Consider the following 25,774-nt stretch of genomic DNA (forward strand, 5'->3'; position numbering starts at 1 on the left):
GAGGTTGAAAATTACTTGGACAGAACCTTGCGCACGGTCGCCGCCACGTTCTCGGGCGTGAAACCGAAGTGCTTGAACAGCACGGGCGCGGGGGCCGACTCGCCATAGGTGTCGATGCCGACCACGGCCGCGCAGCCGTACTTCCACCAGCCGTCGGTCACACCCATCTCCACCGCGATGCGCGGCAGGTTGGCCGGCAGCACGGCCTTCTTGTAGGCCAGGCTCTGGCGGTCGAAGGCGGTGGTGCTGGGCATGGAGACGACGCGCACGGCGATCTTGGCGGCGGCCAGCTGCTTCTGCGCCGCCAGCGCCAGCTGCACTTCCGAGCCGGTGGCGATGATCACGGCACGGGCCTTCTGCTTGAGGCCCACGTCGGCGGGTTCGCTCAGCACGTAGGCGCCGTTCGCGATGTTGTCCAGCGCCTCTTCGCCCTTGGGCGCGTAGGGCAGGTTCTGGCGCGACAGCAGCAGCGCGGTCGGGCGGTTCTTCTGGGCCAGGGCCACGGCCCAGGCGATGGCCGTCTCGGCCGTGTCGGCCGGGCGCCAGACATCCAGGCCGGGAATCAGGCGCAGGCTGGCCGCATGCTCGATCGATTGGTGCGTGGGGCCGTCCTCGCCCAGGCCGATCGAATCGTGCGTGAACACATGCACGATGCGCTGCTTCATGAGCGCGGCCATGCGGATGGCATTGCGGCTGTAGTCGCTGAACGTCAGGAAGGTGCCGCCGTAGGGGATGTAGCCGCCGTGCAGCGCGATGCCGTTCATGATGGCGGCCATGCCGAACTCGCGCACGCCGTAATTGATGTGGCGGCCGATCACGCCGTGCGGCGGCTCCTCCACCGGGGCGGCCTTCTCGTCCTCGGCACCGGCCTTGCGGTCGGGCGCGGCGCCCAGCACCACGGCGCCGGTCTCGGCGTCGAAGCGCAGTGCCGGCGTGTGGCTGGTGTTGGTCAGGTTGGAGCCGGTCAGGTCGGCCGAGCCGCCCAGCAGCTCGGGCAGGGCGGCCGTCAGGCCTTCCAGCGCCAGCTGGCTGGCCTTGCGGCTGGCCACGGTGGCGGCCTGGTCATGCGCCTCGGAGGCGATGCGCGCTGCGGTCTCCCCGAAGCTGGCGGGCAGCTCGCCCTGCATGCGGCGCACGAGTTCGGCGGCCAGCTGCGGGTGGGCGGCCTTGTAGCCGGCGAACAGCACGTCCCACTCGGCTTCGGCGGCCAGACCCTTGGCCTTGGCGTCCCAGCCGGCGTACACGTCTTCAGGGATCTCGAACGGCGCGGCGTCCCAGCCCAGCGCTTCGCGCGTGAGCTTGATTTCTTCCGCACCGAGCGGCTCGCCGTGGGCCTTGGCGGTGCCGGCGCGGTTCGGCGAACCCTGGCCGATGGCGGTCTTGCAGATGATCAGCGTGGGCTTGCCCTTGCCGGTGGAGGCCTTGGCTTCGGCGATGGCGGTGGCCACGGCGGCAGCGTCCTGGCCGTCGACCGGGCCCAGCACCTGCCAGCCGCTGGCGACGAAGCGCAGCGCCGTGTTGTCGATGAACCAGGGCGCGACCTTGCCGTCGATGGAGATGCCGTTGTCGTCGTACAGCGCGATCAGCTTGTCCAGCTTCCAGGCGCCGGCCAGGGCCACGGCCTCGTGGCTGATGCCCTCCATGAGGCAGCCGTCACCCAGGAACACATAGGTGCGGTGGTCGACGACGGGGAAGTTCGGGCGGTTGAACTCGGCCGCCAGCAGCTTCTCGGCCAGTGCCATGCCCACCGCATTGGTGATGCCCTGGCCCAGCGGGCCGGTGGTGGTTTCCACACCAGGCGTGATGCCGTGCTCGGGGTGGCCGGCCGTCTTGCTGTGCAGCTGGCGGAAGTTCTTCAGTTCGCCGATCGGCAGGTCGTAGCCCGTCAGGTGCAGCAGTGCGTACAGCAGCATGGAGCCGTGGCCGTTGGACAGCACGAAGCGGTCGCGGTCGAACCAGGCGGGGTTGCGCGGGTTGTGCTTCAAATGCTGGCCCCACAGGGCAACGGCCATGTCGGCCATGCCCATGGGGGCGCCGGGGTGGCCGGAATTGGCCTGCTGCACGGCGTCCATGGCCAGCGCGCGGATGGCATTGGCCAAGCGGCTGGCGGGCGCGGCGGCCTCTGCGACGGGGGTGGAAGAGGCCAGCGTGTCAGTGTTCGCCATGGGTGGGCAGCTCCGGTCGGAATCGGGGGAAACCCGGGATTTTAGCGAGGCGGGCCGCACCCTTGCTTGATCTACAGTCGCCGGCAGCACATGGCCGCCATCGAACTCCCCCCCGGCGTCGCGCTGTTCGAGCGCGGCTGGCTCTCCTCCAACAACCTGCTGCTGCGCGATCCGCAGGGCATCGGCCCCACCGCGCTGGTCGATTCGGGCTATTGCACGCACGCCGTGCAGACGCTGGCGCTGCTGCAGCAGGCCCTGGGGGGCGCGCCGCTGGAGCGGCTGCTCAACACCCACCTGCACAGCGACCATTGCGGCGGCAACGCCGCCTTGCAACAGCACTACCCGCAGCTGCACACGGCCATCCCGCCCGGCCAGGCCGAGGCCGTGCGCGACTGGGACGACGACGCGCTGAGCTACGCGCCCACGGGCCAGCTGTGCCCGCGTTTCGGCATCGACGGGCTGTTGCAGCCGGGCCAGGAGATCGTGCTCGGGGCCGGGCGCTGGCAGGTGCATGCGGCGCCGGGCCACGACCCGCATGCCGTGCTGCTGTTCGAGCCGGCCTGGGGCCTGCTCGTGGCCGGTGACGCGCTCTGGCAGAACGGCTTCGGCGTGGTGTTCCCCGAACTGGAAGGCGAATCGGCCTTCGCCGAGGTGGGCGCCTCGCTGGACCTCATCGAGCGGCTGGCGCCGCGCCTGGTCATTCCCGGCCATGGCAGCGCGTTCGACGACGTGGGCCCGGCACTCGATCGCGCGCGCCGGCGGCTGGAGGGCTTCGTCGCGGCGCCGCGCAAGCACGCGCTCTACGCGGCCAAGGTGCTGCTCAAGTTCAAGCTGCTGGAGTTGCAGTCGATCGCCGAGGCCGAGCTGCTGGCCTGGGCGCAGCGCACGCCCTACTTCCAGACCCTGCACGCGCGGCATTTCGCGGACGCTGGCGCCATCGACGCCTGGGGCGGCTCGCTGGTCGAGGATTTGCTGCGCTCGGGCGCGGCGGCGCGCGAGGGGCCGCTGCTGCTCAACCGCTGAGGGTCACGGCGCTGTCATCCGGGGCCGTCAGGCTCGCGGGCTTGTCTTTTCCACCGAGCCGACAACGCATGTTCCGCCTGACCCTCGCCGCGCTTGCCTGCGCCGCCGCCCTGTCTTCCGTCGCCCACGCCCAGCAGGCCTACCCGGCCACCCTGGCCGGGCACGCCGTGCTGCCCGCCCTCTCGCTGATCGCGCCGCCCGCCGATGCACCGGCCGACCTGCGCAGGGCTGGCAAGTTCACGACGGCCCAGCGTGCGGACAAGCCGGGCGCGGTGATGGGCCTGTCGGGCGGCCGGCCCACCGGCATCGGCCTGCCGTTCGATGGCCAGCCCGCGCAAGGCCATTCGGGCATCAAGCGCATGGCCGACGGCAGCTTCTGGATCCTCACGGACAACGGCGCCGGCAGCAAGGCCAACTCGCCGGACTTCATGCTCTACCTGAACCACTACGCGGTGGACTTCAAGAGCGGCCGGTTCGAGCGCAAGAAGACCGTGTTCCTGCACGACCCGGACCGCAAGGTGCCCTTTCGCATCGTTCACGAAGGCAGCGAGAAGCGCTACCTGACCGGCTCGGACTTCGACCCCGAGAGCTTCCAGTTCGCCGGCGGCTCGCTCTGGGTGGCCGAGGAGTTCGGCCCCTGGCTGATCCAGGCCGACCTGGACGGCAAGGTGCTGGCCGTGTTCGAGACCCAGGTGGACGGCAAGACCGTGCGCTCGCCCGACCACCCCGCCATCGCCATGCCCGGCGCGCCGGATGCCGCGCTGCCCGCCTTCGAGGTGCGCCGCTCCAAGGGCTTCGAGGGCATGGCCGCCTCGCCCGACGGCAGCAAGCTCTACGCGCTGCTGGAAGGCCCGCTGTGGAACGCCGCGGCCAAGGCCAACGAGACGGTCGACGGCAAGACCGCCCTGCGCGTGCTCGAGTTCGACGTGCAGCAGAAGGCCTGGACCGGCCGGCACTGGAAGTACCTGCTGGAAGCCGGCCAGCACGCCATCGGCGACTTCAACATGGTCGATGCCACCACCGCCCTCATCATCGAGCGCGACAACGGCGAAGGCACGGCCGACAAGGCCTGCCCCGCCGGCGAGAAGCGCGCCGACTGCTTCCACGACCTGGCCAAGTTCAAGCGCGTCTACAAGATCGAGATGAGCGAGGCCAACGTGGGCAGCGCCGTGCGCAAGGTCGGCTACATCGACCTCATGGCCATCCAGGACCCGAACAAGCTCGCCAGGAAGCCCTTGACGAACGGCGTGCTGACCTTCCCGTTCTTCACGATCGAGAACGTGGACATCGTGGACGCCACGCACATCGTGGTCGGCAACGACAACAACCTGCCGTTCAGCAGCAGCCGCGTGCCCGACCAGGCCGACGACAACGAACTCGTGCTGCTCGAAGTGGGCGAATTGATGCGCGCCAAATGAGGGTGTCCGTTCAAAAGGCTTGAACGCTGCCTTCACCTTTGGGTGGTGCGCAGCCCGGATGGAGGCGCCAACAATGCAGCCATCCCTCCATCCACCAGGAAGCACCATGGCCAAAGTCCTCGTTCTCTACTACTCCACCTACGGTCACATCGAGACCATGGCCGGCGCCATCGCCGAAGGCGCGCGTGCGGCGGGCGCCCAGGTGGACATCAAGCGCGTGCCCGAGACGGTGCCCGAAGAGATCGCGAAGAAGGGCCACTTCAAGCTGGACCAGGCCGCGCCCGTGGCCTCGGTCGAAGACCTGGCCAACTACGACGCCATCGTCATCGGCACCGGCACCCGCTTCGGCCGCATGTCCTCGCAGATGGCGGCCTTCCTGGACCAGGCCGGCGGCCTGTGGGCGCGCGGCGCGCTGAACGGCAAGGTCGGCGCGGCCTTCACCTCCACGGCGACGCAGCACGGCGGCCAGGAGACCACGCTGTTCTCCATCATCACCAACCTGCTGCACTTCGGCCTCGTGATCGTCGGCCTGCCCTACAGCCATGGCGGCCAGATGACGCTGGACGAAATCGTCGGCGGCGCGCCCTACGGCGCCACCACGATCGCCGGCGGCGACGGTTCGCGCCAGCCCAGTGCGATCGAGTTGGCCGGCGCACGCCACCAAGGCGAGCTGGTGGCCAAGACGGCTGCCAAACTGTTCGGCTGAAGGCTGGCGTCGGTCCCCATAATCGGGACCATGCCTTCCCCGATCCCCTCTGCGCAGCCGGTCCGCTGCGCCATGGTGCTCGCCGCCGGCCGCGGCGAGCGCATGCGGCCGCTGTCCGACCAGACCCCCAAGCCGCTGCTGCCCGTGCGCGGCAAGCCCATGATCGTCTGGCACCTGGAGGCGCTGGCACGCGCGGGCGTGCAGCGCGTGGTGGTCAACACGGCCTGGCTGGAAGAGCAGATTCCGGCCGCCCTCGGCGACGGCAGCCGCTGGGGCCTCGCCATCCACTACTCCATGGAAGGCCGCGACCACGGCGGCGCGCTGGAGACGGCCGGCGGCATCGCCAAGGCGCTGCCCCTGCTGGACGAGTGCTTCTGGCTGGTCTCGGGCGACATCCACGCGCCCGATTTCGCCTATGACGCCGCGTGCGCCGCCGCCTTCGCGGCGCAGCCCGGGCGCCTGGCCCATCTGTGGCTGGTGCCCAACCCCAACTTCCATCCCGCGGGCGACTTCGGCATCGGTGCGGACGGCCTGGCGCTGACCGACGCCGGCCCGGACGGCCGGCGTTGGACCTATGCCAACTTCGCGCTGATGCGCAAGGCGTTGTGCGCCGGCGTGCCCGCGGGCCAGAAGGCCGCGCTGGGCCCGCTGCTCAAGTCGGCGATCCGCGACCGCCAGATCGGCGCCGAGGTCTATGCCGGCGCCTGGCACAACATCGGCACGCCGGCCCAACTGGCCGCGCTGGACGGAGGCGCCCCATGAACGTGCTGCTGGCCGGCGCCACGGGGCTGGTCGGCCGCGAGATCCTCGCGCTGCTGCTGGCCGACCGGGGCGTGGCCGCCGTCCACACGCTGGGCCGGCGCGCGCCGCCCACGGTGCACGCCAAGCTGCACCACCATGCCAGCGACCTGCGCAGCATCCCGGCGCTGCCGCCGCTGCACACCGCCTTCATCGCGCTGGGCACCACGATCAAGGTGGCCGGCAGCCAGGAAGCCTTCCGCGCGCTGGACCACGACGCCGTGCTGGCCGTGGCACATGCAGCGCGGGCGGCTGGCGCCCGCCGGCTGGGCCTGGTCAGCGCCATGGGCGCGGACACCGGCTCGCGCGTATTCTACAGCCAGGTCAAGGGGGAGGTCGAGCAGGCGATCGCGCAGATCGGCTTCGAGACCCTGGTGATCGCCCGCCCCTCGCTGTTGGTCGGCGACCGCGGTCCGCTCGGCCAGCCCACGCGCCGCGGAGAAGTCATCGGCGAGGCCGTCAGCCGCTGGTTGCGGCCGCTGATTCCGGCCAACTACCGCGCGATCCGCGCCGGCGATGTGGCCCATGCGCTGGTCGCCACCGTGGCCCGCGGCGCTCCGGGCCGCAGCCTGCTGCTGTCGGGCCAGATGCAGCGCACCTGAACCCGCGCGGCGTTAGCATCGCCGCATGACCTTGCCCTACGCCCAACGCCGCGCCGAAGTCGCCCGCCAGATCGGGCGCGACGGCATCGCCATCATCCCGACCGCGCTGGAACGCCCGCGCAACCGCGACAGCGATTTCCTGTACCGGCACGACAGCTACTTCTACTACCTGAGCGGCTTCACCGAGCCCAATGCCTGGCTGGTCATCACCGGCGATGGCAAAAGCACGCTGTTTTGTGCACCCAAGGACCTGGAGCGCGAGATCTGGGACGGCTACCGCCTCGGCCCCGATGCCGCGCCCGAGGCGCTGGGCCTGGACGCCGCGCACTCGGTCGCCACGCTGGACACGCAACTGCCCAGGCTGCTGGAGAACCGCGGCACCGTCTGGTTCCCGTTCGCGATCCACAAGGGGCTGGAGTCGCGCATCGATGGCTGGCTGTCCTCGGTGCGTGCGCGGGTGCGCTTCGGGGCCCTGTGCCCCGAGTCGCAGCGCGACCTGTGCGGCGTGCTCGACGAGATGCGCCTGGTCAAGGACGCGCACGAGCAGGACATCATGCGCCGCGCCGCGCAGATCAGCGCCGAGGCCCACATCCGCGCCATGCAGACCAGCGCACGCATGCTGCGCGCGGGCCAGGAGGTGCGCGAATACCACCTGGACGCCGAACTGCTGCACGCTTTCCGCATGGGCGGCTCGCAGTACCCGGCCTACGGCTCCATCGTCGCGGCCGGTGCCAACGCCTGCGTGCTGCACTACCGCGCCGACGCCGCGCCCGTGCGCAATGGCGAGCTCGTGCTGATCGACGCCGGCTGCGAACTCGACGGCTACGCCAGCGACATCACGCGCACCTTCCCGGCCAACGGCAAATTCACCGGCCCGCAGCGCGCGCTGTACGACCTGGTGCTGGCGAGCCAGGACGCCGCCGTGGAGGCCACGCGGGCGGGCAAGCGCTTCAACGACCCGCACGAGGCCACCGTCAAGGTGCTGGCCCAGGGCATGCTGGATCTCGGGCTGCTGGACAAGGACAAGGTCGGCAGCGTGGACGACGTGATCGAGAAGCGCGCCTACTTCGCCTACTACATGCACCGCACCGGCCACTGGCTGGGCATGGACGTGCACGACTGCGGCAGCTACGTGGAGCCCAGCGAGATCGGCAACGGCAGCGAGCGCAAGGACGCGCTGTCGGGCGAGACCATCACCGACCGGCCCAGCCGCATCCTGCGCCCCGGCATGGTGCTGACCATCGAGCCCGGCATCTATGTGCGGCCCGGCACCGCGGCGCCGGAACAGTTCCACGGCATCGGCATCCGCATCGAGGACGACGCCATCGTCACGGCCGAAGGCTGTGAGCTGATCACGCGCGGCGTGCCCGTGAAGGCCGACGAGATCGAGGCGCTGATGCGCTGAGTCCGTCAGGCCGCGTGGGCATGCGCTGACACACGACGGTTGTTCGAGGAGGAAGATGTTGTCCATGCGTAAAACCAAACGCCGCTTGACCAAGCTCGCCCTCGCGCTGTACAGCCTGGGCCTCGGCGCCTCGGCGGGGGCGCAACCCATGCCCGTGCAGGCCGGACGCGGCGCGCCGCAGCAGCAGCGTGCCGTCACCGCAGTGGACACACGCTGGAAGGAGAGCTTCGACGCCTTCGCCGCGGCCGACCTCCAGCAGGCGCCGCAAACCGGCGGCGTGCTGTTCGTGGGCAGCTCCTCGATCCGGCTGTGGGACGACCTGGAAACCCAGTTCGACAAGATGCCGGTGATCAAGCGCGGCTTCGGCGGCTCGCGCATGCTGGATGTGGCAGAGCATGTCGAACAGCTCGTGCTGCCCTACCAGCCGCGCCTGATCGTGGTCTACGCCGGCGACAACGACCTGGCCGAGGGCCGCACGCCGCAGCAGGTGCTGGACAGCTTCGTCGCGTTCGTCGAGCGCGTGCGCGCCGAATTGCCTGGCACGCGCATCGCGTACCTGTCGATCAAGCCCAGCCCTTCGCGCGTGGCGCTGCTGCCGCAGGCCATGCAAGCCAATGCGCTCATCGCGGGCTACAGCGCCCGCACGCCCAACCTGGACTTCATCGACATCTATTCGCGCATGCTGGACGCCGACGGCAAACCGCGCACCGACCTCTACTCGGCCGATGCGCTGCACATGAACCCTGCCGGCTACGCGATCTGGAAGGCCACGATCACGCCGCACCTGCTGCCGCAGCAGCCGCAGTCGGCCGGGCTCAGTGCGGCAGCGCTGCAGAAGACGGCGGTCTCGGCCCGGCCGGGGCCTTGACGCCGCCCGCCGCGCGCGCCTTGCGCCGCGCGGCCGCCTGCCGGTCCAGCTCCTGGCTCAGCAGCGCCACACCGTAGAGCACGGCGAACGACACCACCACGATGCCCACATCGATCCACGCGCTGCGCGTGGGTGTGGGCGCACCGAACAGCGCCAGGGCCAGCAGCGCCAGCACCAGGTGCGAGCAGAACACCGGCAGCGAGGCCGCACCCATGGTTTCCAGCGCGCGCACGCGCGGCAGATGCCTGGCCATCCACGGTGCGTAGTGCATGGCCAGCACCAGCAGCGCGAACAGGTTGAACAGCCGCAGGGGCGCCAGCTGCCACTTGTCGAACAGCATGTTGAGGCCAGCGTCTTGCGGAATGGGCACCTGCCCGACCACGTGGCGCCAGACGAAGCAGACTGCCGCGTAGGCGATGGCAGTGCCCAGCAGCCAGCGCGGAAACACCACGGGCGGGCGCTGGGCGGCGCGCTCGGCCCCCATCCACAGCCCCATGATCCAGAGGAACTGCCAGGCCAACACATCGAAGGCACCGGTCTGCACCAACGGCACGCGGATGCCGGCGGCCGGCGCCAGCGCCTCGTAGAGCACGCCGCCCAGCTTGAATTGCGCCAACAGCCACAGCGCCACGCTGCAGGCCATGATGCCGCCCCAGCCGTGGCGCAGGCCGTGCAGCAGCACCATGGGGCTGATCAGCATGAACAGCACGTACAGCGGCAGGATGTCCAGCAGCGGCGGGCTGTAGATCAGCAGCAGCGCGCCGACCAGCGCGTGCAGCGGCTCGTGCAGGTAGTACTTCATGAGGCCGGTGATGGCGTCCTCCTGCAGCACCACGGCGATCAGCGCCACCACGCTGAACAGGAACAGCAGCATGGCGGCCTGGCACAGGTAGATCTTGGCCACGCGGCGGTAGAACGCGCTGCGCATGCGCTCCTCGCCCTCGCGCCGTTCGCGCCCGGCATAGACCATGCCGGCCATGAAGCCCGACAGCAGCACGAAGCCCTCGGCCGCCGAGACGAAGCCGAAGGGCTGGCCCGTGGGCGAGGCGAAGAGCGTGGGCAGGTGCGTGAACGTCATCAACACCAGCATCAGGCCGCGCAGCGCGTCGATCTGCCACAGGCGCTGGCTGGGCGGCTGACCAGGAGAAGGCGCTGTCATGCGGCCAGCCTACCCGTGCGACGCCGTCGGCGTCCGAAAACCCGCAGCGGCAGCGGGTTCACCGCTGCCCAGGCGCTCGAATTCGGCGATCACCTGCGCGCCCAGCAGCAGCAGCGCCGCCGCCAGCTCCAGGCTCAGCAGCACCGCGATGGCGGTCGTCAGCGAGCCGTAGACCTGGCCGATCTGCGACAGCGTGGCCATGTACCACACCAGCACGCGCCGTGAGATCTCCCACAGCACTGCCGCGGCCACGGCACCCAGCAATGCGTGCGAGGGCGACAACCGACCGACCGGCAGCACCAGGTAGATGGCGGCCAGCACGAACACCTCGCCCGCGAAGCCGAGCAGGTACAGCAGCACGGTGGACAAATGGCCCAGCGACCAGTTGAGCCACAGGAAATGCAGTTCCTCGCGGCCGACCGCCTGGAAGGCACCCGACACCAGCGTCACCACGAGCAGGCCCGCGCCCAGCGCAAGGATGCAGACATACGGCAGGGCGGCCGAGACGATGAAGCGCCGGCGCCGCACCGCCACGCGGTGGTGGAAGATCACCGACATCGCGTTCTCCAGCACCGTGAATGCCAATGAACTGAAGAACAGCATGCTGGCCAGCAGCACCCAGCCCAGCACCTCGCGGTGCGCCAGGAAGTTCGCCAGCTCGGCCACGATGGCGCCCGACTGGCCCGGCAGCAGCCAGGCCAGGTAGTGGCGCAGCGTGGCCAGCAGCGCGGCTTGGTCGATGAAGTGCGAGAGCGCGATGACCGTCAGGATCAGCATCGGCACGATGGACAGCAGCGCGTAGTACGCCACGGCGCCGGCCAGCAGCAGGCCCTGGTTCGCCTTGAAAGCCTTGAGCACGCGCCAGGCGAAGCCCGCGGGCTCGGCCAGCAGCAGTGCCAGCCGGTCGGGCCGCATGTGTTGCTCAGGGGGCGGGCAGTGGCGGCGCACCATCGGGATCCGGCTCGGCGGGCAGGCCGGGCTCGGGTGCGCCATCGCCAGGCTCCACGGGCATGCCACCCGGTTCGGGCTCGCCATCGTCTTCGCCGTGGCGGCGTGGGGGGCGGTGTGGCATCGTCATGGAGCTCTCAAGGATCAGGCAGCCATCATGGGCGCCCCGCCGTGCCCGCGGCGCCCGGCAAGCGCCGCGAAGCGCTGTAGTCGCTGGCCGACACCCGCTCTGGTGGCGGCGCGGCGCCCGGTGCCGGGTCGCCAGATCGGGCGCTGCGCCCGACTGCGCGGCTCAGGCCTTGCGCGCCTCCATGGCGGCGATGACCTGGTTCGCCAGGAACTCCAGCTCCTCCATCTGCGCCGCGGTGATGCCGCGGGGGACCGTGTCGATCACGCACAAGGTGCCCAAGGCGTGTCCGGCGGACGTGACCAGCGGCGCCCCGGCGTAGAAGCGGATGTTCGGATCGCCCGTCACCAGTGCGTTGTTCTCGAAGCGGGGATCGGCCTGGGCGTCCTGCACCACCATCACCTCGCCGGGCGTCTGGATCGCATGCGCGCAGAACGCCAATTCACGCGGTGTCTCCTTGGCCTGCAGACCCACGCGCGACTTGAACCACTGGCGCGTGCCATCGACCAGGGACACGAGTGCCATGGGCGTGCCGCAGACCGAAGCCGCCAAGCGCGTGATGTCGTCGTAAGCACGCTCCTCCGGTGAGTCCATCACATTGAGGGCCTGCAGCGCCGCGATGCGGGCACGTTCGCCCAGAACCTGCGCCAGCACCTCCCGGTTTTCCTTGAACGAGCCCTGCACGAGGCGCATGTCCTCCAGGTAGCGCAGCAAGCCGACGGTGTCCTCGCCACGCTCCGCCGCCCGGGCGACCAGATCCTCCATGCGCTGGATGCAGCGGTCACCGTCCGCGATCCTCTGGATCATGGCGGTCAGGTCGTTGATGCGTTGCTTGCGTGTCGGCACAGGTGGCTTTCGGTTGGGACAGGGGATTGTCGTGCCACCGGTATGTCTGGCGGCGTCGGGGGCAAAGGCCCCGCCGCGCCGGCGGTGTCAGCGTCGTGCCGCCACCAGCTTCATGCCGGGCATGAGTTCGGCCGCGAGCTCGGGCCGTTCCAGCGCGTAGTCCAGGTTCATGCGCGCGATCTCCACATGCTCCTCGCCCAGCGCCTGGGCCCGGTAGCCCTGGCCCTTCTCGATGGCCTGCACCATGGCGTGGTGCGTGCGGTGCGCCTGCTGCATCCACTGCTGGCCCTCCTGCATGGACGACTGCATGGGCAGCATGGCGCTGGGCGCGGCGAAGGGCTGGCTGTCCAGCATGTCCATGATCCGCTTGACGGCCGCATTGCCGCAGCCTTCCACCACGAGCTGGTGGAAGCGGTCGTTCATCTCCACGTAGGCGGCGTAGTCGTCCAGTTCCATCGTGGGTTTGTTGACGGCCTTGTCGCCCGCGTCCAGGCAGTCGTGCAGCTCGCGCAGCAGCTGGCGCGGCGCGCCATCCTCGGCCAGCAGGCGCAGCGCCAGGCCTTCGACCACGCCGCGGACGCGAATCGCGTCGGCAATCTCCTGCGAGGTGAAGCGCCGCATCTGGTAGCCGCCAGCCGGCGAGGGCTCGATCAGCCCCTCGTGCTCCAGGCTGGCCAGCGCCAGCCGCACCGGCGTGCGCGATGCGCCGAGCTTCTCAGCCAGCGGGATCTCGGCGAGGCGCTCGCCAGGGCCGAATTCGCCCTTCAGGATCATGTCGCGCAGCTGCACGAGCACGCGGGATTGTTGGGAGTCCATGGGGAGCCTCGTTGCATGCAGGAATCGGCCGTGGATTGTAGAAGCCTGCTTGCCTGCACGCACCCACAGCGCACTGGCCTAAATTCTGCATGCATCAGCCGGAAATTTTCTTGCGAAACACCTCTATGCACCGCTTTGATGCAGAGAAAACCCCTATAGCAGTGCCAATTCCCGAGCGAGCCAGTGTGACAAAGCTTTGACGCAGGTCAGATGATGCAGACAATGAATCCCGTTGCATGCAATGGCGTGCAGACCCGAACCCATCCTGGAGCACCCCGATGATCAGCGCCGAACAAAACGACTTCATCACCCGCGTTGGCCGCGGCACGCCCGCCGGCACGCTGCTGCGCAAGTACTGGCAGCCCGTGGCGCTGTCGGAGGAACTGCGCGGCCCGCGCCCGCTCAAGCCCGTGCAGCTCATGGGCCAACATTTCGTGCTGTTCCGCGACGAGACCGGCCGCCTCGGCCTGCTCGACCGCGACTGCCCGCACCGCGGTGCCGACCTCGCCTACGGCCGGCTGGAGAACGGCGGCCTGCGCTGCGCTTTCCACGGCTGGCTGTTCGATGCCAGCGGCCAGTGCCTGGAAACGCCGGCCGAGCCCGCCGGCAGCAAGCTCTGCACGCGCATCCAGCAGGGCGCCTACCCGGTGGTGGAGAAGAGCGGCGTCGTGTTCGCCTACATCGGCGAGGGCGAGGCGCCCGCCTTCCCAGAATTCGACTGCTTCGTCGCGCCCGACAGCCACACCTTCGCGTTCAAGGGCCTGTGGGAATGCAACTGGCTGCAGGCGCTGGAGGTGGGCATGGACCCGGCCCATGCCTCCTTCCTGCACCGCTTCTACGAGGACGAGGACACGTCGGAAAGCTACGGCAAGCAGTTCCGCGGCGCGTCGGCCGATTCCGACCTGGCCATCACCCAGGTGCTGCGCGAGTACGACCGGCCCGAAATCCGCGCCGAGGCCGCGCCCTACGGCATGCGCCTGACCACGCTGCGCACCCTGTCGCCCGAGCAGACCCATGTGCGCGTGACCAACGTGGTGTTCCCGCAGGCCTTCGTGATCCCGATGAGCACCGAGATGACGATCTCGCAGTGGCATGTGCCCATCGACGACCACCACTGCTACTGGTACGCCATCTTCACCAGCTTCACCGGCCCGGTGGACAAGCAGCAGATGCGCGAGCAACGCCTCAAAACCATCGACCTGCCCGACTACCGCTCGCGCAAGAACAAGCACAACGCGTACGGCTACAGCGCCGAGGAACAGCGCAACAAGACCTACACCGGCATGGGCGAGGACATCAACGTGCACGACCAGTGGGCCTGCGAATCCATGGGCAGCATCCAGGACCGCACGCGCGAGCACCTGGGCACGACCGACAAGGGCATCATGCTGTACCGCCGCCAGCTGGTGAAGGCGATCGAGGCGGCCCAGGCCGGCGATCCCGTGCCGATGCAGCCGACCCTCGAAGAAGCCGGCACGCTGACCGGGCCACCGTCCATCGACGGCGTGGCCGCAACGGACAAGACCGACAGCTACTGCATCGAAGCCGACCTGGCGCGCCGCCAGGGCTCCGACTGGGCCTCCGCCCGCTTGACGGCAGCCTGACATGAGCAGCAGCTTCGCCGAACGCTTCGGCCTGTGGAGCGCCGACCAACAGGCCCAGGCCAAGGACATCATCGCCCGCATCGACGCGGGCGAACTCGACGTGCTGCGCTTCGCCTGGCCCGACCAGCATGGCGTGCTGCGCGGCAAGACCCTGGTGGCCGTTGCCGCACGCAGCGCGCTCGCACGCGGCGTCAACCTCACGAGCACGCTGCTGGCCAAGGACACCTCGCACCGCTCGGTGTTCCCCGTCTTCTCGGCCGGCGGCGGCTTCGCGCTCGAAGGCCTGCAAGGCGGCGCCGACTTCGTGGTGCTGGCCGACCCATCCACCTTTCGCATGCTGCCCTGGGCGCCGCGCACCGGCTGGGTGCTGTGCGATGCCTACATGAAGGACGGCCAGCCCTGCCCCTTCGCCACGCGCAGCATCCTGCAGCGCGCACTGGGCCAGCTGAGCGCGCGCAACCTGGAGTTCGTCGCCGGCCTGGAGGTGGAGTTCCATGTCTTCAAGCTCGACGAGGCGCACATGGCGCTCAGCGATTCGGGCCAGCCCGGCACGCCGCCCGCCGTCTCTTTGCTCACGCACGGACACCAGTACCTGACCGAGCTGCGCTACGACCGCGTGGACGCGCTCATGGACCTGCTGCGCACGCAGCTCCAGGCGCTGGGCCTGCCCTTGCATTCGCTGGAGATCGAGTTCGGCCCGAGCCAGTTCGAGCTGGTGTTCGGGCCCACCGTCGGCATGGCGCCGGCCGACACCATGGTGCTGCTGCGCAGCGCCATCAAGCAGATCTGCCAGCGCAACGGCTACCACGCCACCTTCATGTGCCGGCCGAAGATCCCCAGCGTGATGTCCAGCGGCTGGCACCTGCACCAGTCGCTGCAGCATGTGAAGAGCGGCGCCAACGCCTTCATGCCCGAAGCTGGCGGTGGTGTGCTGAGCCCGCTCGGCATGCAGTACCTGGCCGGCCTCAAGGCGCACGCCTGCGGCGCCGCCGCGCTGGCCAGCCCCACGCTGAACGGCTACCGCCGCTACCGGCCGTTCTCGCTCGCGCCCGACCGCGCCATCTGGGCCCAGGACAACCGCGGCGCCATGCTGCGCGTGCTGGGCGCGCCGGGCGACAACGCCTCGCGCATCGAGAACCGCGTCGGCGAGCCCACAGCCAACCCTTACCTTTACCTGGCCTCGCAGCTGTTCTCGGGCCTGCACGGCATCGAACACGCGATGGACCCGGGCCCCTCCGCCGACGCACCCTACGAGACGCCGGCCGAACAGCTGCCGCGCTCGCTCGACGCCGCGCTGGCCGCACTGCAGGCCGACGCCGTGCTGGTCGAAGGACTGGGCAAGCCCTTCGTCGACTACTACTGCCACATCAAGCAGGCCGAGATCGCACGCTTCAACCTCGAAGTCACCGAGTGGGAACACCGCGAATACTTCGACATGTTCTAGGAACACGCCATGCCCACGATCCACTACATCCTCAAAGACGGCAGCACGCGCAGCGTGGAGGCCAAGCCCGGCGCCAGCGTGATGGAGACCGCCATCCACCACAACATCCGCGGCATCGACGCCGAGTGCGGCGGCAGCTGCTCCTGCGCGACCTGCCATGTCTATGTCGACGAGGCCTTCCTCGGCAAGCTGGTGCCGCCCGACGAGATGGAAGACGAACTGCTGGACGGCACCGCCAGCGAGCGCGCGCCGAACAGCCGGCTGAGTTGCCAGATCACGGTCACGGCCGCGCTCGACGGCCTCACGGTGCGCGTGCCGGAGACGCAGGTCTGATGGCTGCCGCTTTGGTCATCGTCGGCGCCTCGTACGCGGGCGTGCAGCTCGCGGCGGCGGCCCGCGAGCAGGGCTTCGACGCGCCCATCGTGCTGCTGGGCGACGAGACGCATGCCCCCTACCAGCGCCCGCCGCTGTCCAAGGGCCTGCTCTCCGGCAAGACGGCGGTGGACCAGCTCGCGCTGCGCGGGCCGGGCTTCTACGCCGAGCAGAACATCGACCTGCGCCTGGGTGTGCGCGCCACCGCGCTCGACCTCGCGGCCCAGCGCGTGCAGCTGGCCGACGGCAGCCATCTGGACTACGGCTGGCTGGCGCTGGCCACGGGCGCGCGCTGCCGGCCGCTCGACGTGCCGGGCGCCACGCTGCAAGGCGTGCAGCAGCTGCGCACGCTGGACGATGCGCTGGCCGTGCAGGAGGCCGTCTCCGGCTCCAGCCGCGCCAAGCGCGCCTGCATCGTCGGCGGCGGCTTCATCGGCCTGGAGGTCGCGGCTGCACTCACCGCGGCCGGCGCCCAGGTCACCGTGCTCGAAGGCCAGACGCGGCTGCTCGCACGGAGTTTTCCCGAGCCCATGTCCGACTACATGGCAGAGGCCCACCGCCAGCGCGGCGTGGCGCTGGAACTTGGCCGCGGTGTCGAGGCGCTGCTCGGCAATGCCGCAGGCCACGTCGAATCCGTGCTGCTCGACGACGGCCGCCTGCTCGCCTGCGACCTCGTCGTGCTGGGCATCGGCGTGCTGCCCAACGTGGAACTGGCCGAGGCCGCCGGCATCGCCTGCGCGGGCGGCATCCTCGTCGACGCCTGCGGCCGCACCAGCGCGCCGAACGTGCTGGCCGCCGGCGACGTGGCCAACATGGAACTGCCGCCAGTGCCGGGTGGCCCCGCGCGCCTGCGGCTCGAATCCATCCAGGCCGCCAACGATGGCGCGCGCGCCGCGGCCTCGGTGCTGGCCGGCCAGCCGCAGCCGCTCACCGCCGTGCCCTGGTTCTGGAGCGAGCAGCACGATCTCAAGCTGCAGATGACCGGGCTGCCCGCCCATGGCGACGAGACCGTGCTGCGCGGCGACATGGCCGACGACCGCTTCACGCTGTTCTACCTGCGCGACGGCGCGGTGGTGGCCGCGCATTCGGTCAACCGGCCGGCAGAGCACATGCTGGCCCGCAAGCTGGTCGCCGTCGGGGCGCAGATACCGGCCGACCTGCTGGCAGACCCCGCCAGCGACCTCAAACCGTTTTCCATCCCCCGGCCTCGCGGCTGATCCTTCCCCTCGGAGTTCCCCACGATGAAGATGACCAAACGCACTCTGTTCGCCCTGGCCGCACTGGCCTGCATCGGCGGCGCCGCGCAGGCCCAGGACGCGCTCAAGATCGGACTGATCGGCACCTACTCCGGCCCCTACGCCGACTACGGCCGCCAGTTCGACGCGGGCGTGGCGCTCTACCTCAAGGAGCACGGCGGCAAGCTCGCCGGCCGCACCGTGGAAGTGGTGAAGAAGGACACCGGCGGCGCCAACCCCGATGCCTCCAAGCGCATCGCCCAGGAGCTGATCGTGCGCGACAAGGTGCAGATCCTCACGGGCCTGGACTTCAGCCCCAACGCCTACGCCGTGGCGGCCGTTGCCACCCAGGCCAAGATTCCGACCGTGGTGATGAACGCATCGTCCTCGGGCATCACCGCCGCCTCGCCCTACGTGGCGCGGCTGTCGTTCACGGTGCAGCAGGTGTCCGACCCGATGGCCCGCTGGATGCTCAAGAACGGCACCAAGGAAGCCTATGTGGTGGTGGCCGACTATGCGCCGGGCACCGATTCGCTAACCGCCTTCAAGAAGGCCTTCGAAGAGGGTGGCGGCAAGGTCGTGGGCGAGCTGAAGACACCCATGAACAACCCCGACTTCTCGGCCTACGTGCAGCGCATCAAGGACGCCAAGCCGCAGTCGGTGTTCTTCTTCTTCCCCTCGGGCGTGATGCCCCCGGCCTTCCTCAAGGTCTGGAAGGAACGCGGCATGGACGAGGCCGGCATCAAGCTCTATGCCACGGGCGAAGCCACCGACGACAGCTACCTGGACGCCACCGGCGACGTGGCCCTGGGCCTGGTCACCAGCCACCACTACTCGTTCGCCCACCCATCGGCCAAGAACCAGAAGTTCGTCAAGGACTTCGAAGCCCAGTTCGGCACCACGATGCGGCCCAGCTACTTCGCCGTGACGGCCTACGACGCGATGTCGGCCATCGATCTTGCGCTCAAGAAGACCGGTGGCGACGCGAGCGGCGACAAGGTGATGGAGGCGTTCAAGGGCCTGCAGTTCGAAAGCCCGCGCGGCCCCATCGAGATCGACGCCGCCACGCGCGACATCGTGCAGACCGTCTACATCCGCAAGACCGAGAAGGCCAATGGCAAGCTCGTGAACGTGGAGTTCGACAAGTTCGACCGCGTGAAGGACCCGGCGAAGGAAGCCAAGTAAGCCTGCGCCCGCCAAGCGCTGACCTCGGCACACGGCGTCCACCCGGACACCGTGCGCCCCGCATCGGGAATCCAATGGGTATCGTCCTCTTCGACGGAGTGGCCTACGGCATGCTCCTGTTCCTCATGGCGGTGGGCCTGTCCATCACCATGGGCTTGATGAACTTCGTCAACCTCGCGCACGGCAGCTTCGCGGTGGTCGGCGGCTACACGGCCGCCGTGCTGATGAACCAGCTGGGCCTGCCGTACGCGGCGGCGTTGGCCGCGGCCTTCGTGGCGGCGGCGCTGATGGGTGCCGTGCTCGAGTTCGCGTTCTACCGCCGGCTGTACCGTGCGCACCCGCTCGACCAGGTGCTGCTGTCCATCGGCGTGGTGTTCGTGTCGATCGCGGCACTGACGTATTTCTTCGGGCCGACCATGCTGGCGTTCAACCTGCCGCCGGCGCTGCAGGGGCAGTTCCCGGTCGCGGGGCTGGAGCTGAGCCGCTACCGCATGTTCCTGATCGTCTGCGGCGTGGTGGTGCTGGCCGTGCTGCTGCTGGCCATGGGCCGCACGCGCTACGGCGCCATGGTGCGCGCCGCGGTGGACAACCAGCGCGTGGCCGGCGGCACCGGCATCCATGTGCAGCGCCTGTTCTTCCTGACCTTCTCGCTGGGCTGCGGCCTGGCGGGCCTGGGCGGCGCGCTGAGCCTCGGCATGCTGGGCCTGGAGCCCTCGTTCCCGCTCAAGTACATGGTGTACTTTTTGATCGTGGTCTGCGTGGGCGGGGCCGGCACCATCACCGGGCCCTTCATCGCCGCGCTGCTGGTCGGCATCGTCGACGTGGCGGGCAAGTACTACCTGCCCGAGGCCGGCGCCTTCCTGATCTACGTGTTCATGATCGGCATGCTGCTGCTGCGGCCCAACGGCATCGTCCCGAAGAAGGGCCTCGCATGATGAAACCCATCACTCTTTCGCCGGGCCAGCTGCGTATGGCCGAGATCGCTTTCTGGCTGGCGCTGGCCTCCAGCTTCTTCCTCGCGCCCAACCACCTCACGCTGCTGAGCCAGATCCTGATCTTCGGCCTGTTCGCCGTGGCGCTGGACATGGCGCTGGGCTACGCCGGCATCCTGACGGTGGGCCACGCGGCCTTCTTCGGGGCCGGCGCCTACACGGCCGGCCTGTTGGCCAAGCACGGCTGGGGTGAGCCGTTCAGCGGCCTGCTGGCCGCGCTGGTGGTGGCCGGGGGGCTGGGCTATGCGCTGAGCTATCTCATCGTGCGCGGTGCCGACCTCACGCGGCTGATGATCACCATCGGCGTGTGCATGCTGCTGGCCGAGCTGGCCAACCGCCTGTCGGGCATCACCGGCGGCAGCGACGGCCTGCAGGGCATGGAAGTCAAGCCGGTGCTGGGCATCTTCGAGTTCGACCTGTTCGGCAAGACGGCCTTCGGCTATGCCTTCGTCGTCGTGCTGGCGATGTTCCTGCTGGTGCGGCTGGTGCTGCGCTCGCCGTTCGGGCTGGCGCTGCGCGGCATCCACGACAACCGCAAGCGCATGCTGGCCATCGGCACGCCGGTGGAGTCGCGGCTGCGCATGGCCTACGGCTTCTCGGCGGCCGTGGCCGGCGTGGCCGGCGCGCTGCTGGCGCAGACCACGCAGTTCGTCGGCATCGAGTCCATCGGCTTCAACCGCTCGGCCGAGATCCTGATCATCCTGGTGCTGGGCGGCACGGGCCGGCTGTACGGCGGGCTCGTCGGCGCCATCGTCTACATGCTGGTGCACGACTGGTTCGCCGACCTGAACCCCGAGTACTGGATGTTCTGGCTCGGCATCTTCCTCATCGCGGCCGTCATGCTGGGCCGCGGCGGCATCATGGGCGCGCTGTCGCGCCGCATCCGCACGCAGGAGCACATGCGATGACCGCCTTGCAAACGAGTGGCCTGGGCATCAGCTTCGGCGCCTTCCACGCCGTGGCCGACGTGAACCTCACGCTGGAACCCGGCGCACGCCAGGCGCTGATCGGCCCCAACGGCGCGGGCAAGACCACGCTGATCAACCTGCTCACGGGCATCTACAAGCCGAGTGCCGGCAGCATCCGCATGAACGGCGAAGACATCACGTCCTGGCCCGCCGACAGGCGCGCCCGCCAAGGCCTGGCGCGCACCTTCCAGATCAACACGCTGTTCGCCAGCCTCACGCCGCTGCTGTCGGTGGTGCTGGCCATCCATGAGCGCGAGGGCCAGGGCGCCACCTGGTGGCGCCCGTTCAGCCGCAGCACGGCCGCGTTCGACGAAGCCCACGCGCTGCTGCGGCGCCTGCGCCTGGACGCGCTGGCCAACACGCCCGTGGCCGAACTGGCCTACGGCAAGCAGCGGCTGCTGGAGATCGCGCTGGCGCTGGCCGCGCGCCCGCGCATCCTGCTGCTGGACGAGCCGGCCGCGGGCGTGCCCGTGGACGAGAGCGGCGAGCTGTTCGACGTGATCGCCGAACTGCCCGACGACATCAGCGTGCTGTTCATCGAGCACGACATGAACCTGGTGTTCCGCTTCGCGCGGCGCATCTCGGTGCTGGTGGCCGGCCGCATCCTGACCGAGGGCACGCCGGCCGAGATCGGCCGCGACCCGCGCGTGCGCGAGGTCTACCTGGGCAAGACCCACGTCAACATCCGCAAGGAGGCCACCCATGTCTGAACTGCTGGCCTTCGACGGCGTGACGGCCGGCTACGGCAACGCCGTGGTGCTGCACCGCCTGGGCTTCAGCCTGCGCGCGGGCGAGAGCCTGGCCATCCTGGGGCGCAACGGCGTGGGCAAGACCACCACGCTGGAGACCTTGATGGGCAACACCCGCGTGACGGGCGGCGCCATCCGCTGGCGCGGACAAGACATCACGCGCCTGCCGGCCCACCAGCGCGTGCGCGCCGGACTGGGCTGGGTGCCGCAGGAGCGCGAGGTGTTTCCCTCGCTGACCGTGGAGGAGAACCTCACGGTCGTGGCCCGGCCAGGCGCCTGGAACCTCACGCGTGTCTACGGCCTGTTCCCGCGGCTGCGCGAGCGCCGCGCCAACTACGGCAACCAGCTCTCGGGCGGCGAGCAGCAGATGCTGGCGATCGCCCGCGCCCTCATGACGAATCCGCTGCTGCTGCTGCTCGACGAGCCCATGGAGGGCCTGGCGCCCATCATCGTCGAGGAGCTGGCCGAAGCCATCCGCCGGCTCTGCGAACAGGAGGGCCTGGCCTCCATCGTGGTCGAGCAGCACCCCGTGCTCGCGCTCGAGATGACGCACCAGGCCATCGTGCTGGAGCGCGGCACCGTGGTGCACGCCGGCCCCAGCGCCGCACTGGCGGCGGACCAGCCCCTGCTCGACAAGTTCCTCGGCGTCGGCATCGAAGAAGAGCCCGCCTGACCACGCCCCTTTTTCCTGGAGTCTTCCCATGTTCCATCGCCGCCACCTCCTCGCCGCCGGCACGCTCGGCCTCGCCCTGCCGCGCGCGTTCGCGCAGGATCCCGTCCGCATCGGCCTCGTCGCCGAGATGTCCGGTCCCTTCGCCGAGTTCGGCCGCCAGATGCTGGCCGGCATCCAGGTCTACCAGAAGCAGTTCGGCGACAGTGTCGCGGGGCGCAAGGTCGAGATCGTCGTCAAGGACGTGGCCGGCCCCAACCCCGAGCTGGCCAAGCGGCTCGCGCAGGAACTCGTGGTGCGCGACAAGGTCAGCGTGCTGGCCGGCTTCGGCTTCACGCCCAACGCGCTGTCCGTCGCGCCCATCGCCACGCAGGCCAAGGTGCCCATGGTGGTCATGAACGCGGCCGCCGCCAAGCTGACCGAGAAGTCGCCCTTCATGGTGCGCACCTCGTTCGACTACCCGCGCACCGTGCCGCCCATCGCCCAATGGGCCGCGCAGAAGGGCTCGAAGAAGGCCTATGTGATCGTGGCCGACTACGCGCCCGGCCACGACGCCGAGGCCGCCTTCCTGGCCGCCTACAAGGCCGCGGGCGGCGAGATCGTGGGCAGTGTGCGCACGCCGCTGGTCACGCTGGACTTCTCGCCCTACATGCAGCGCGTGAAGGATGCGAAGCCCGACCTGCTGTTCGCCTTCGTCAACGGCGGCGACGTGGCCCCGGCCTTCATCCGCGAGTACCGCGAGAAGGGCCTGGAGCAGGCCGGTATCCAGCTGGTGGGCACCGGCGACATCGTCGACGAGGCCATCATCGAGACCATCGGCGAGCGCGCCCTGGGCCTGACCACGGTCTACCCGTACTCCATGCACCACAAGTCGGAACTGAACGCGCGCTTCGTGCGCGACTTCAAGGCCCAGCGCGACGCCAGGGCCAGGCCCACCATCATGGCCGTGGCCGCCTACGACGGCCTGGCCGCCATCTACGCCGCGCTGCAGAAGACCGGCGGCCGGGCCGACGGCGCCGCCCTGCTGCAGGCCATGCAGGGCCTGCAGCTGGACAGCCCGCGCGGCCGCATCGCCATCGACGCGCAAACGCGCGACATCGTGCAGGACCAGTACATCCGCCGCGTCGAGAAGGTCGGCGAGGTGCTGGCCAACGTGGAGTTCGAGACCTACCCGGCAGCCAAGGGATGAGCACCCCGGCCCTGCAGCTGGACATCGGCGCGCTGACCGCCGCCTACGCACGCGGCGTGCACGGGCCTGTGGCGGTGCTGCAGGCCCTGCTGGCCGAGGTGAACGCCGACGCGCGAGGCCTCAACGCCTTCTGCCACCTGGACGCCGAAGGCGCGCTGGCCCAGGCGCAGGCCTCGGCCGCGCGCTGGCGGGCCGGCCGCGCGTTGGGCCCGCTGGATGGCGTGCCCGTATCCATCAAGGACCTGCTGCCGGTGGCTGGCTGGCCCACGCGGCGCGGCTCGCTGGCCACGGCCGGCGAACCACCCGCGGCGCAGGACGCACCGCTGGTGGCGCAGCTGCGCGCCGCCGGCGCCGTGCTGTTCGGCAAGACCACGACCACCGAATTCGGCTGGGCCACGGAAAGCCACAACCCGCACGCCGGCACCACGCGCAACCCGCGTGACCCGGCGCGCAGCGCGGGCGGCTCCAGCAGCGGCGCCGCCGCGCAGGTGGCGGCCGGCTGGGGGCCGCTGGCCATCGGCAGCGATGCGGGCGGCTCGGTGCGCATTCCGGCCGCCTACTGCGGCGTGGTGGGCTTCAAGCCCACGTTCGGCGCGATCCCGGCTGCGCCGCAGAGCGCCTTCGCCGAGTTCGCGCACTTCGGCCCGCTCACGCGCAGCGTGGCCGACTGCGCGCGCGCCATGGCCGTGCTGTCCCAGCCCGACCCGCGCGACCCGGCCTCGCTGTATCCGCGCGGGGCCGCGCAGCGGCCGGCGCAGCTGCGCATCGGCTGGAGCCTGGCGCTGGGTGCGCCCACCGCGCTGGAGCCTGCCATCGCCCAGGCGCTGCAGGCCTTGGTCGAGCGCCTGTCAGCGGCCGGCCACCAGCTGGTGGCGCTGCCGCCGCTGGGCCTGGACGCGGCCGATGCCATGTGGACAGTCTGGCAGTCGCGCGTGCACGAGTCCTTCGTCGACTGGACCGATGCACAGCGCGCGGCGCTGGACCCGGCGCTGCAGCGCCTGTGGGAGCAGGGCGCCGATCTCTCGCCAACGCGGCTGGCGCGCGCCCGCGCCCAGCTGCGCGGGCTGGCCGGCGCGCTGGCCCAGCAGTTCGCCGGCATCGACGTGCTGCTGACACCCAGCGCCCCGACCGTGGCGCCCCTGCTGCCCGGTGCACCGGACACCCAGCCGCGCAACTGGTTCGCCGGCAACGGCTACTGCTACCCGTTCAACCTCACGCAGCAGCCGGCGCTGAGCCTGCCGCTGGGCCGCGATGCGCAGGGCCTGCCGTTCGGCGTTCAGGTGGTGGGGCGGCGCTACGCGGATGAGCTGGTGCTGCATGCGGGGCGGTTGGTCGAAGGGATGCTGGCGGCGGGGTGAAGCGGGCTGGCGGAACGCTGGTGGATGACAATCCAACGATGTGTCCCCGCAAACCGGCATCCAAGAACCCCGGTGCAGTCGCGTCTCTACCGGTGGAATCGGCCTTCGCCGAAGTGGTGCGGCTGATCGAACGGGCGCGCCAGCGCGCCTACCAAGCCGTCAACTCGACGATGGTCGATCTGTATTGGCAGTTGGGCGAGTACCTGCACCTCCGGATCGAGGCAGACGGATGGGCCAAGGGCACCGTGGTGCAACTGGCGTCGTACATCGCGCAGCGCGCACCCGGCGCACGGGGCTACTCGCCGCAGAACCTGTGGCGCATGCGGCAGTTCTATGAAACCTACCGGGACGACGAGAAACTCTCACCAATGGTGAGAGTTTTGCCTTGGACCCACAACCTGATCATCCTGACCCAGTGCAAACGACAAGAGGAACGTGAGTTCTACTTGCGCATGGCTGCACAACAGCGCTGGGGCAAACGTGAATTGGAGCGTCAGTTCCGGCTGGCCGCGTTCGAACAGGCGGTACTGACACCGCCAAAACTCTCGCCGCCGGTGAGTGACTTGCACGGCGAAGCGGCGATGAGTGCCTTCAAGGATGCCTACTCCGTCGAGTTTCTGGCCCTGCCAGTTGGCCACACCGAAGCCGACCTGCACCGCGGCCTGCTGGCCGAGTTGCGCAGCTTCCTGATCGAACTGGGCCGCGACTTCTGTTTCGTCGGCTCCGAGTTCCCCTTGCAGGTGGGTGGACGCGATTTCGCACTCGACCTGCTGTTCTTCCACCGCGGCCTGAACTGCCTGGTGGCCATCGAGCTGAAGGTGGACCGCTTCGAACCCGAGCACTCGGCAAGCTCAACTTCTACCTGGAAGCGCTGGACCGCGACGTCAGGAAGCCGCACGAGAACCCGGCCATCGGCCTGCTGCTGTGCGCCAGCAAGGACGCCGAGGTGGTGGAGTACGCCCTGAGCCGCACGCTGTCGCCCGCGCTGGTGGCGCAGTACCAGACGCAGCTGCCCGACAGGCAGCTGTTGGCGGCGAAGCTGCACGAGTTCTATGCGCTGAGCGCGCCCGACGTGGCACCAGCCGATCCGCCACCCAAGCGCCCGCGCAAGCGACGCACGGCCTGAG

At 69.7% G+C, this 25,774-nt stretch carries 24 protein-coding genes and 1 pseudogene; 19 read left to right on the forward strand and 6 right to left on the reverse strand.

Translation table 11 applies throughout. The features are described from left to right. Window positions 1–11 precede the first annotated feature (11 nt). Complete coding sequence (locus DES41_RS34960) at window positions 12–2,072, reverse strand: transketolase family protein (protein WP_245966028.1); 2,061 nt, start codon at window positions 2,070–2,072, stop codon at window positions 12–14. 183 nt (window positions 2,073–2,255) lie between these two features. Between DES41_RS34960 and DES41_RS34965 the strand changes: the two genes are divergently transcribed. The 7 genes from DES41_RS34965 (at window position 2,256) to DES41_RS34995 (ending at window position 8,985) form a co-directional block, all read left to right on the forward strand. Next, on the forward strand, window positions 2,256–3,188 hold the full coding sequence (locus DES41_RS34965; RefSeq protein WP_114472298.1) for an MBL fold metallo-hydrolase: 933 nt from the start codon (window positions 2,256–2,258) through the stop codon (window positions 3,186–3,188). A gap of 68 nt (window positions 3,189–3,256) precedes the next feature. Continuing rightward, window positions 3,257–4,606, forward strand: a complete 1,350-nt coding sequence (locus DES41_RS34970; RefSeq protein ID WP_114472299.1) for an esterase-like activity of phytase family protein — start codon at window positions 3,257–3,259, stop codon at window positions 4,604–4,606. 106 nt (window positions 4,607–4,712) lie between these two features. Continuing rightward, the gene (gene wrbA, locus DES41_RS34975; protein WP_114472300.1) at window positions 4,713–5,312 is read left to right on the forward strand and encodes an NAD(P)H:quinone oxidoreductase; all 600 of its coding nucleotides are present in this window, start codon (window positions 4,713–4,715) and stop codon (window positions 5,310–5,312) included. 30 nt (window positions 5,313–5,342) lie between these two features. Continuing rightward, window positions 5,343–6,074 (forward strand): N-acetylmuramate alpha-1-phosphate uridylyltransferase MurU, encoded by a 732-nt coding sequence (gene murU / locus DES41_RS34980; RefSeq protein ID WP_114472301.1) that lies wholly within the window; start codon window positions 5,343–5,345, stop codon window positions 6,072–6,074. Continuing rightward, window positions 6,071–6,712 (forward strand): Rossmann-fold NAD(P)-binding domain-containing protein, encoded by a 642-nt coding sequence (locus DES41_RS34985; protein ID WP_114472302.1) that lies wholly within the window; start codon window positions 6,071–6,073, stop codon window positions 6,710–6,712. Before murU ends, DES41_RS34985 begins: the two co-directional genes overlap by 4 nt. Before the next feature lie 25 nt (window positions 6,713–6,737). After that, entirely contained in the window at window positions 6,738–8,117 is a 1,380-nt protein-coding gene (locus tag DES41_RS34990) for an aminopeptidase P N-terminal domain-containing protein (RefSeq protein WP_114472303.1), read from the forward strand. A gap of 64 nt (window positions 8,118–8,181) precedes the next feature. Then, the gene (locus DES41_RS34995) at window positions 8,182–8,985 is read left to right on the forward strand and encodes an SGNH/GDSL hydrolase family protein (RefSeq protein WP_114472378.1); all 804 of its coding nucleotides are present in this window, start codon (window positions 8,182–8,184) and stop codon (window positions 8,983–8,985) included. On the opposite strand, the gene opgC is transcribed toward DES41_RS34995, so the two are convergent. The 5 genes from opgC to DES41_RS35015 all read right to left on the reverse strand — a co-directional run bounded on the left by opgC (window position 8,933) and on the right by DES41_RS35015 (window position 12,881). Next, window positions 8,933–10,144 (reverse strand): OpgC domain-containing protein, encoded by a 1,212-nt coding sequence (gene opgC, locus DES41_RS35000; protein ID WP_114472304.1) that lies wholly within the window; start codon window positions 10,142–10,144, stop codon window positions 8,933–8,935. The genes DES41_RS34995 and opgC overlap by 53 nt on opposite strands. A 9-nt stretch (window positions 10,145–10,153) precedes the next feature. Beyond that, on the reverse strand, window positions 10,154–11,059 hold the full coding sequence (locus DES41_RS35005) for a YihY/virulence factor BrkB family protein (protein WP_114472305.1): 906 nt from the start codon (window positions 11,057–11,059) through the stop codon (window positions 10,154–10,156). Window positions 11,060–11,066: 7 nt separating this feature from the next. After that, the gene (locus DES41_RS38635; protein WP_170168391.1) at window positions 11,067–11,222 is read right to left on the reverse strand and encodes a hypothetical protein; all 156 of its coding nucleotides are present in this window, start codon (window positions 11,220–11,222) and stop codon (window positions 11,067–11,069) included. 162 nt (window positions 11,223–11,384) lie between these two features. Further along, entirely contained in the window at window positions 11,385–12,026 is a 642-nt protein-coding gene (locus DES41_RS35010; protein ID WP_281277263.1) for a GAF domain-containing protein, read from the reverse strand. 126 nt (window positions 12,027–12,152) lie between these two features. Then, window positions 12,153–12,881 carry a GntR family transcriptional regulator gene (locus tag DES41_RS35015; protein WP_114472306.1) on the reverse strand — a complete coding sequence of 243 codons (729 nt, stop codon included), beginning with the start codon at window positions 12,879–12,881 and terminating at the stop codon, window positions 12,153–12,155. A gap of 278 nt (window positions 12,882–13,159) precedes the next feature. Here DES41_RS35015 and DES41_RS35020 point away from each other — a divergent pair, with 278 nt between their 5' ends. The 12 genes and pseudogenes from DES41_RS35020 (at window position 13,160) to DES41_RS35075 (ending at window position 25,773) form a co-directional block, all read left to right on the forward strand. Further along, the gene (locus DES41_RS35020; protein WP_114472307.1) at window positions 13,160–14,485 is read left to right on the forward strand and encodes an aromatic ring-hydroxylating dioxygenase subunit alpha; all 1,326 of its coding nucleotides are present in this window, start codon (window positions 13,160–13,162) and stop codon (window positions 14,483–14,485) included. A gap of 1 nt (window position 14,486) precedes the next feature. After that, window positions 14,487–15,929, forward strand: coding sequence for a glutamine synthetase family protein (locus DES41_RS35025; protein ID WP_114472308.1), 1,443 nt, complete (start codon window positions 14,487–14,489; stop codon window positions 15,927–15,929). Window positions 15,930–15,938: 9 nt separating this feature from the next. Continuing rightward, window positions 15,939–16,262 (forward strand): 2Fe-2S iron-sulfur cluster-binding protein, encoded by a 324-nt coding sequence (locus DES41_RS35030; protein ID WP_114472309.1) that lies wholly within the window; start codon window positions 15,939–15,941, stop codon window positions 16,260–16,262. Beyond that, a complete protein-coding gene (locus tag DES41_RS35035; protein WP_114472310.1) occupies window positions 16,262–17,518 on the forward strand; it encodes an NAD(P)/FAD-dependent oxidoreductase in 1,257 nt (418 codons plus the stop codon). Before DES41_RS35030 ends, DES41_RS35035 begins: the two co-directional genes overlap by 1 nt. Window positions 17,519–17,542: 24 nt before the next feature. Then, entirely contained in the window at window positions 17,543–18,721 is a 1,179-nt protein-coding gene (locus DES41_RS35040) for an ABC transporter substrate-binding protein (protein ID WP_114472311.1), read from the forward strand. A 74-nt stretch (window positions 18,722–18,795) separates the two neighbouring features. Further along, window positions 18,796–19,656, forward strand: a complete 861-nt coding sequence (locus DES41_RS35045; protein ID WP_114472312.1) for a branched-chain amino acid ABC transporter permease — start codon at window positions 18,796–18,798, stop codon at window positions 19,654–19,656. Next, complete coding sequence (locus DES41_RS35050; protein ID WP_114472313.1) at window positions 19,656–20,621, forward strand: branched-chain amino acid ABC transporter permease; 966 nt, start codon at window positions 19,656–19,658, stop codon at window positions 20,619–20,621. Before DES41_RS35045 ends, DES41_RS35050 begins: the two co-directional genes overlap by 1 nt. Next, window positions 20,618–21,391, forward strand: a complete 774-nt coding sequence (locus DES41_RS35055; RefSeq protein ID WP_114472314.1) for an ABC transporter ATP-binding protein — start codon at window positions 20,618–20,620, stop codon at window positions 21,389–21,391. The genes DES41_RS35050 and DES41_RS35055 overlap by 4 nt, the downstream gene beginning before the upstream one ends. Further along, window positions 21,384–22,103, forward strand: coding sequence for an ABC transporter ATP-binding protein (locus tag DES41_RS35060; RefSeq protein ID WP_114472315.1), 720 nt, complete (start codon window positions 21,384–21,386; stop codon window positions 22,101–22,103). The genes DES41_RS35055 and DES41_RS35060 overlap by 8 nt, the downstream gene beginning before the upstream one ends. A gap of 28 nt (window positions 22,104–22,131) precedes the next feature. Further along, entirely contained in the window at window positions 22,132–23,289 is a 1,158-nt protein-coding gene (locus DES41_RS35065; protein ID WP_114472316.1) for an ABC transporter substrate-binding protein, read from the forward strand. Then, window positions 23,286–24,647 (forward strand): amidase family protein, encoded by a 1,362-nt coding sequence (locus DES41_RS35070; protein ID WP_114472317.1) that lies wholly within the window; start codon window positions 23,286–23,288, stop codon window positions 24,645–24,647. The genes DES41_RS35065 and DES41_RS35070 overlap by 4 nt, the downstream gene beginning before the upstream one ends. Before the next feature lie 38 nt (window positions 24,648–24,685). Beyond that, window positions 24,686–25,773, forward strand: a pseudogene (locus DES41_RS35075) (PDDEXK nuclease domain-containing protein). Window position 25,774 lies beyond the last annotated feature (1 nt).

Origin of the sequence: Pseudorhodoferax soli (assembly GCF_003337555.1) — a bacterium.
Taxonomy (GTDB): domain Bacteria; phylum Pseudomonadota; class Gammaproteobacteria; order Burkholderiales; family Burkholderiaceae_C; genus Pseudorhodoferax; species Pseudorhodoferax soli.

Coding starts and splice junctions, on each gene's coding strand:
- DES41_RS34960 (WP_245966028.1), bottom strand. CDS start 2,072: ATGGACGCCGTGCAGCAGGCCAATTCCGGCCACCCCGGCGCCCCCATG.
- DES41_RS34965 (WP_114472298.1), top strand. CDS start 2,256: ATGGCCGCCATCGAACTCCCCCCCGGCGTCGCGCTGTTCGAGCGCGGC.
- DES41_RS34970 (WP_114472299.1), top strand. CDS start 3,257: ATGTTCCGCCTGACCCTCGCCGCGCTTGCCTGCGCCGCCGCCCTGTCT.
- wrbA (WP_114472300.1), top strand. CDS start 4,713: ATGGCCAAAGTCCTCGTTCTCTACTACTCCACCTACGGTCACATCGAG.
- murU (WP_114472301.1), top strand. CDS start 5,343: ATGCCTTCCCCGATCCCCTCTGCGCAGCCGGTCCGCTGCGCCATGGTG.
- DES41_RS34985 (WP_114472302.1), top strand. CDS start 6,071: ATGAACGTGCTGCTGGCCGGCGCCACGGGGCTGGTCGGCCGCGAGATC.
- DES41_RS34990 (WP_114472303.1), top strand. CDS start 6,738: ATGACCTTGCCCTACGCCCAACGCCGCGCCGAAGTCGCCCGCCAGATC.
- DES41_RS34995 (WP_114472378.1), top strand. CDS start 8,182: ATGCGTAAAACCAAACGCCGCTTGACCAAGCTCGCCCTCGCGCTGTAC.
- opgC (WP_114472304.1), bottom strand. CDS start 10,144: ATGACAGCGCCTTCTCCTGGTCAGCCGCCCAGCCAGCGCCTGTGGCAG.
- DES41_RS35005 (WP_114472305.1), bottom strand. CDS start 11,059: ATGCGGCCCGACCGGCTGGCACTGCTGCTGGCCGAGCCCGCGGGCTTC.
- DES41_RS38635 (WP_170168391.1), bottom strand. CDS start 11,222: ATGACGATGCCACACCGCCCCCCACGCCGCCACGGCGAAGACGATGGC.
- DES41_RS35010 (WP_281277263.1), bottom strand. CDS start 12,026: ATGATCCAGAGGATCGCGGACGGTGACCGCTGCATCCAGCGCATGGAG.
- DES41_RS35015 (WP_114472306.1), bottom strand. CDS start 12,881: ATGGACTCCCAACAATCCCGCGTGCTCGTGCAGCTGCGCGACATGATC.
- DES41_RS35020 (WP_114472307.1), top strand. CDS start 13,160: ATGATCAGCGCCGAACAAAACGACTTCATCACCCGCGTTGGCCGCGGC.
- DES41_RS35025 (WP_114472308.1), top strand. CDS start 14,487: ATGAGCAGCAGCTTCGCCGAACGCTTCGGCCTGTGGAGCGCCGACCAA.
- DES41_RS35030 (WP_114472309.1), top strand. CDS start 15,939: ATGCCCACGATCCACTACATCCTCAAAGACGGCAGCACGCGCAGCGTG.
- DES41_RS35035 (WP_114472310.1), top strand. CDS start 16,262: ATGGCTGCCGCTTTGGTCATCGTCGGCGCCTCGTACGCGGGCGTGCAG.
- DES41_RS35040 (WP_114472311.1), top strand. CDS start 17,543: ATGAAGATGACCAAACGCACTCTGTTCGCCCTGGCCGCACTGGCCTGC.
- DES41_RS35045 (WP_114472312.1), top strand. CDS start 18,796: ATGGGTATCGTCCTCTTCGACGGAGTGGCCTACGGCATGCTCCTGTTC.
- DES41_RS35050 (WP_114472313.1), top strand. CDS start 19,656: ATGAAACCCATCACTCTTTCGCCGGGCCAGCTGCGTATGGCCGAGATC.
- DES41_RS35055 (WP_114472314.1), top strand. CDS start 20,618: ATGACCGCCTTGCAAACGAGTGGCCTGGGCATCAGCTTCGGCGCCTTC.
- DES41_RS35060 (WP_114472315.1), top strand. CDS start 21,384: ATGTCTGAACTGCTGGCCTTCGACGGCGTGACGGCCGGCTACGGCAAC.
- DES41_RS35065 (WP_114472316.1), top strand. CDS start 22,132: ATGTTCCATCGCCGCCACCTCCTCGCCGCCGGCACGCTCGGCCTCGCC.
- DES41_RS35070 (WP_114472317.1), top strand. CDS start 23,286: ATGAGCACCCCGGCCCTGCAGCTGGACATCGGCGCGCTGACCGCCGCC.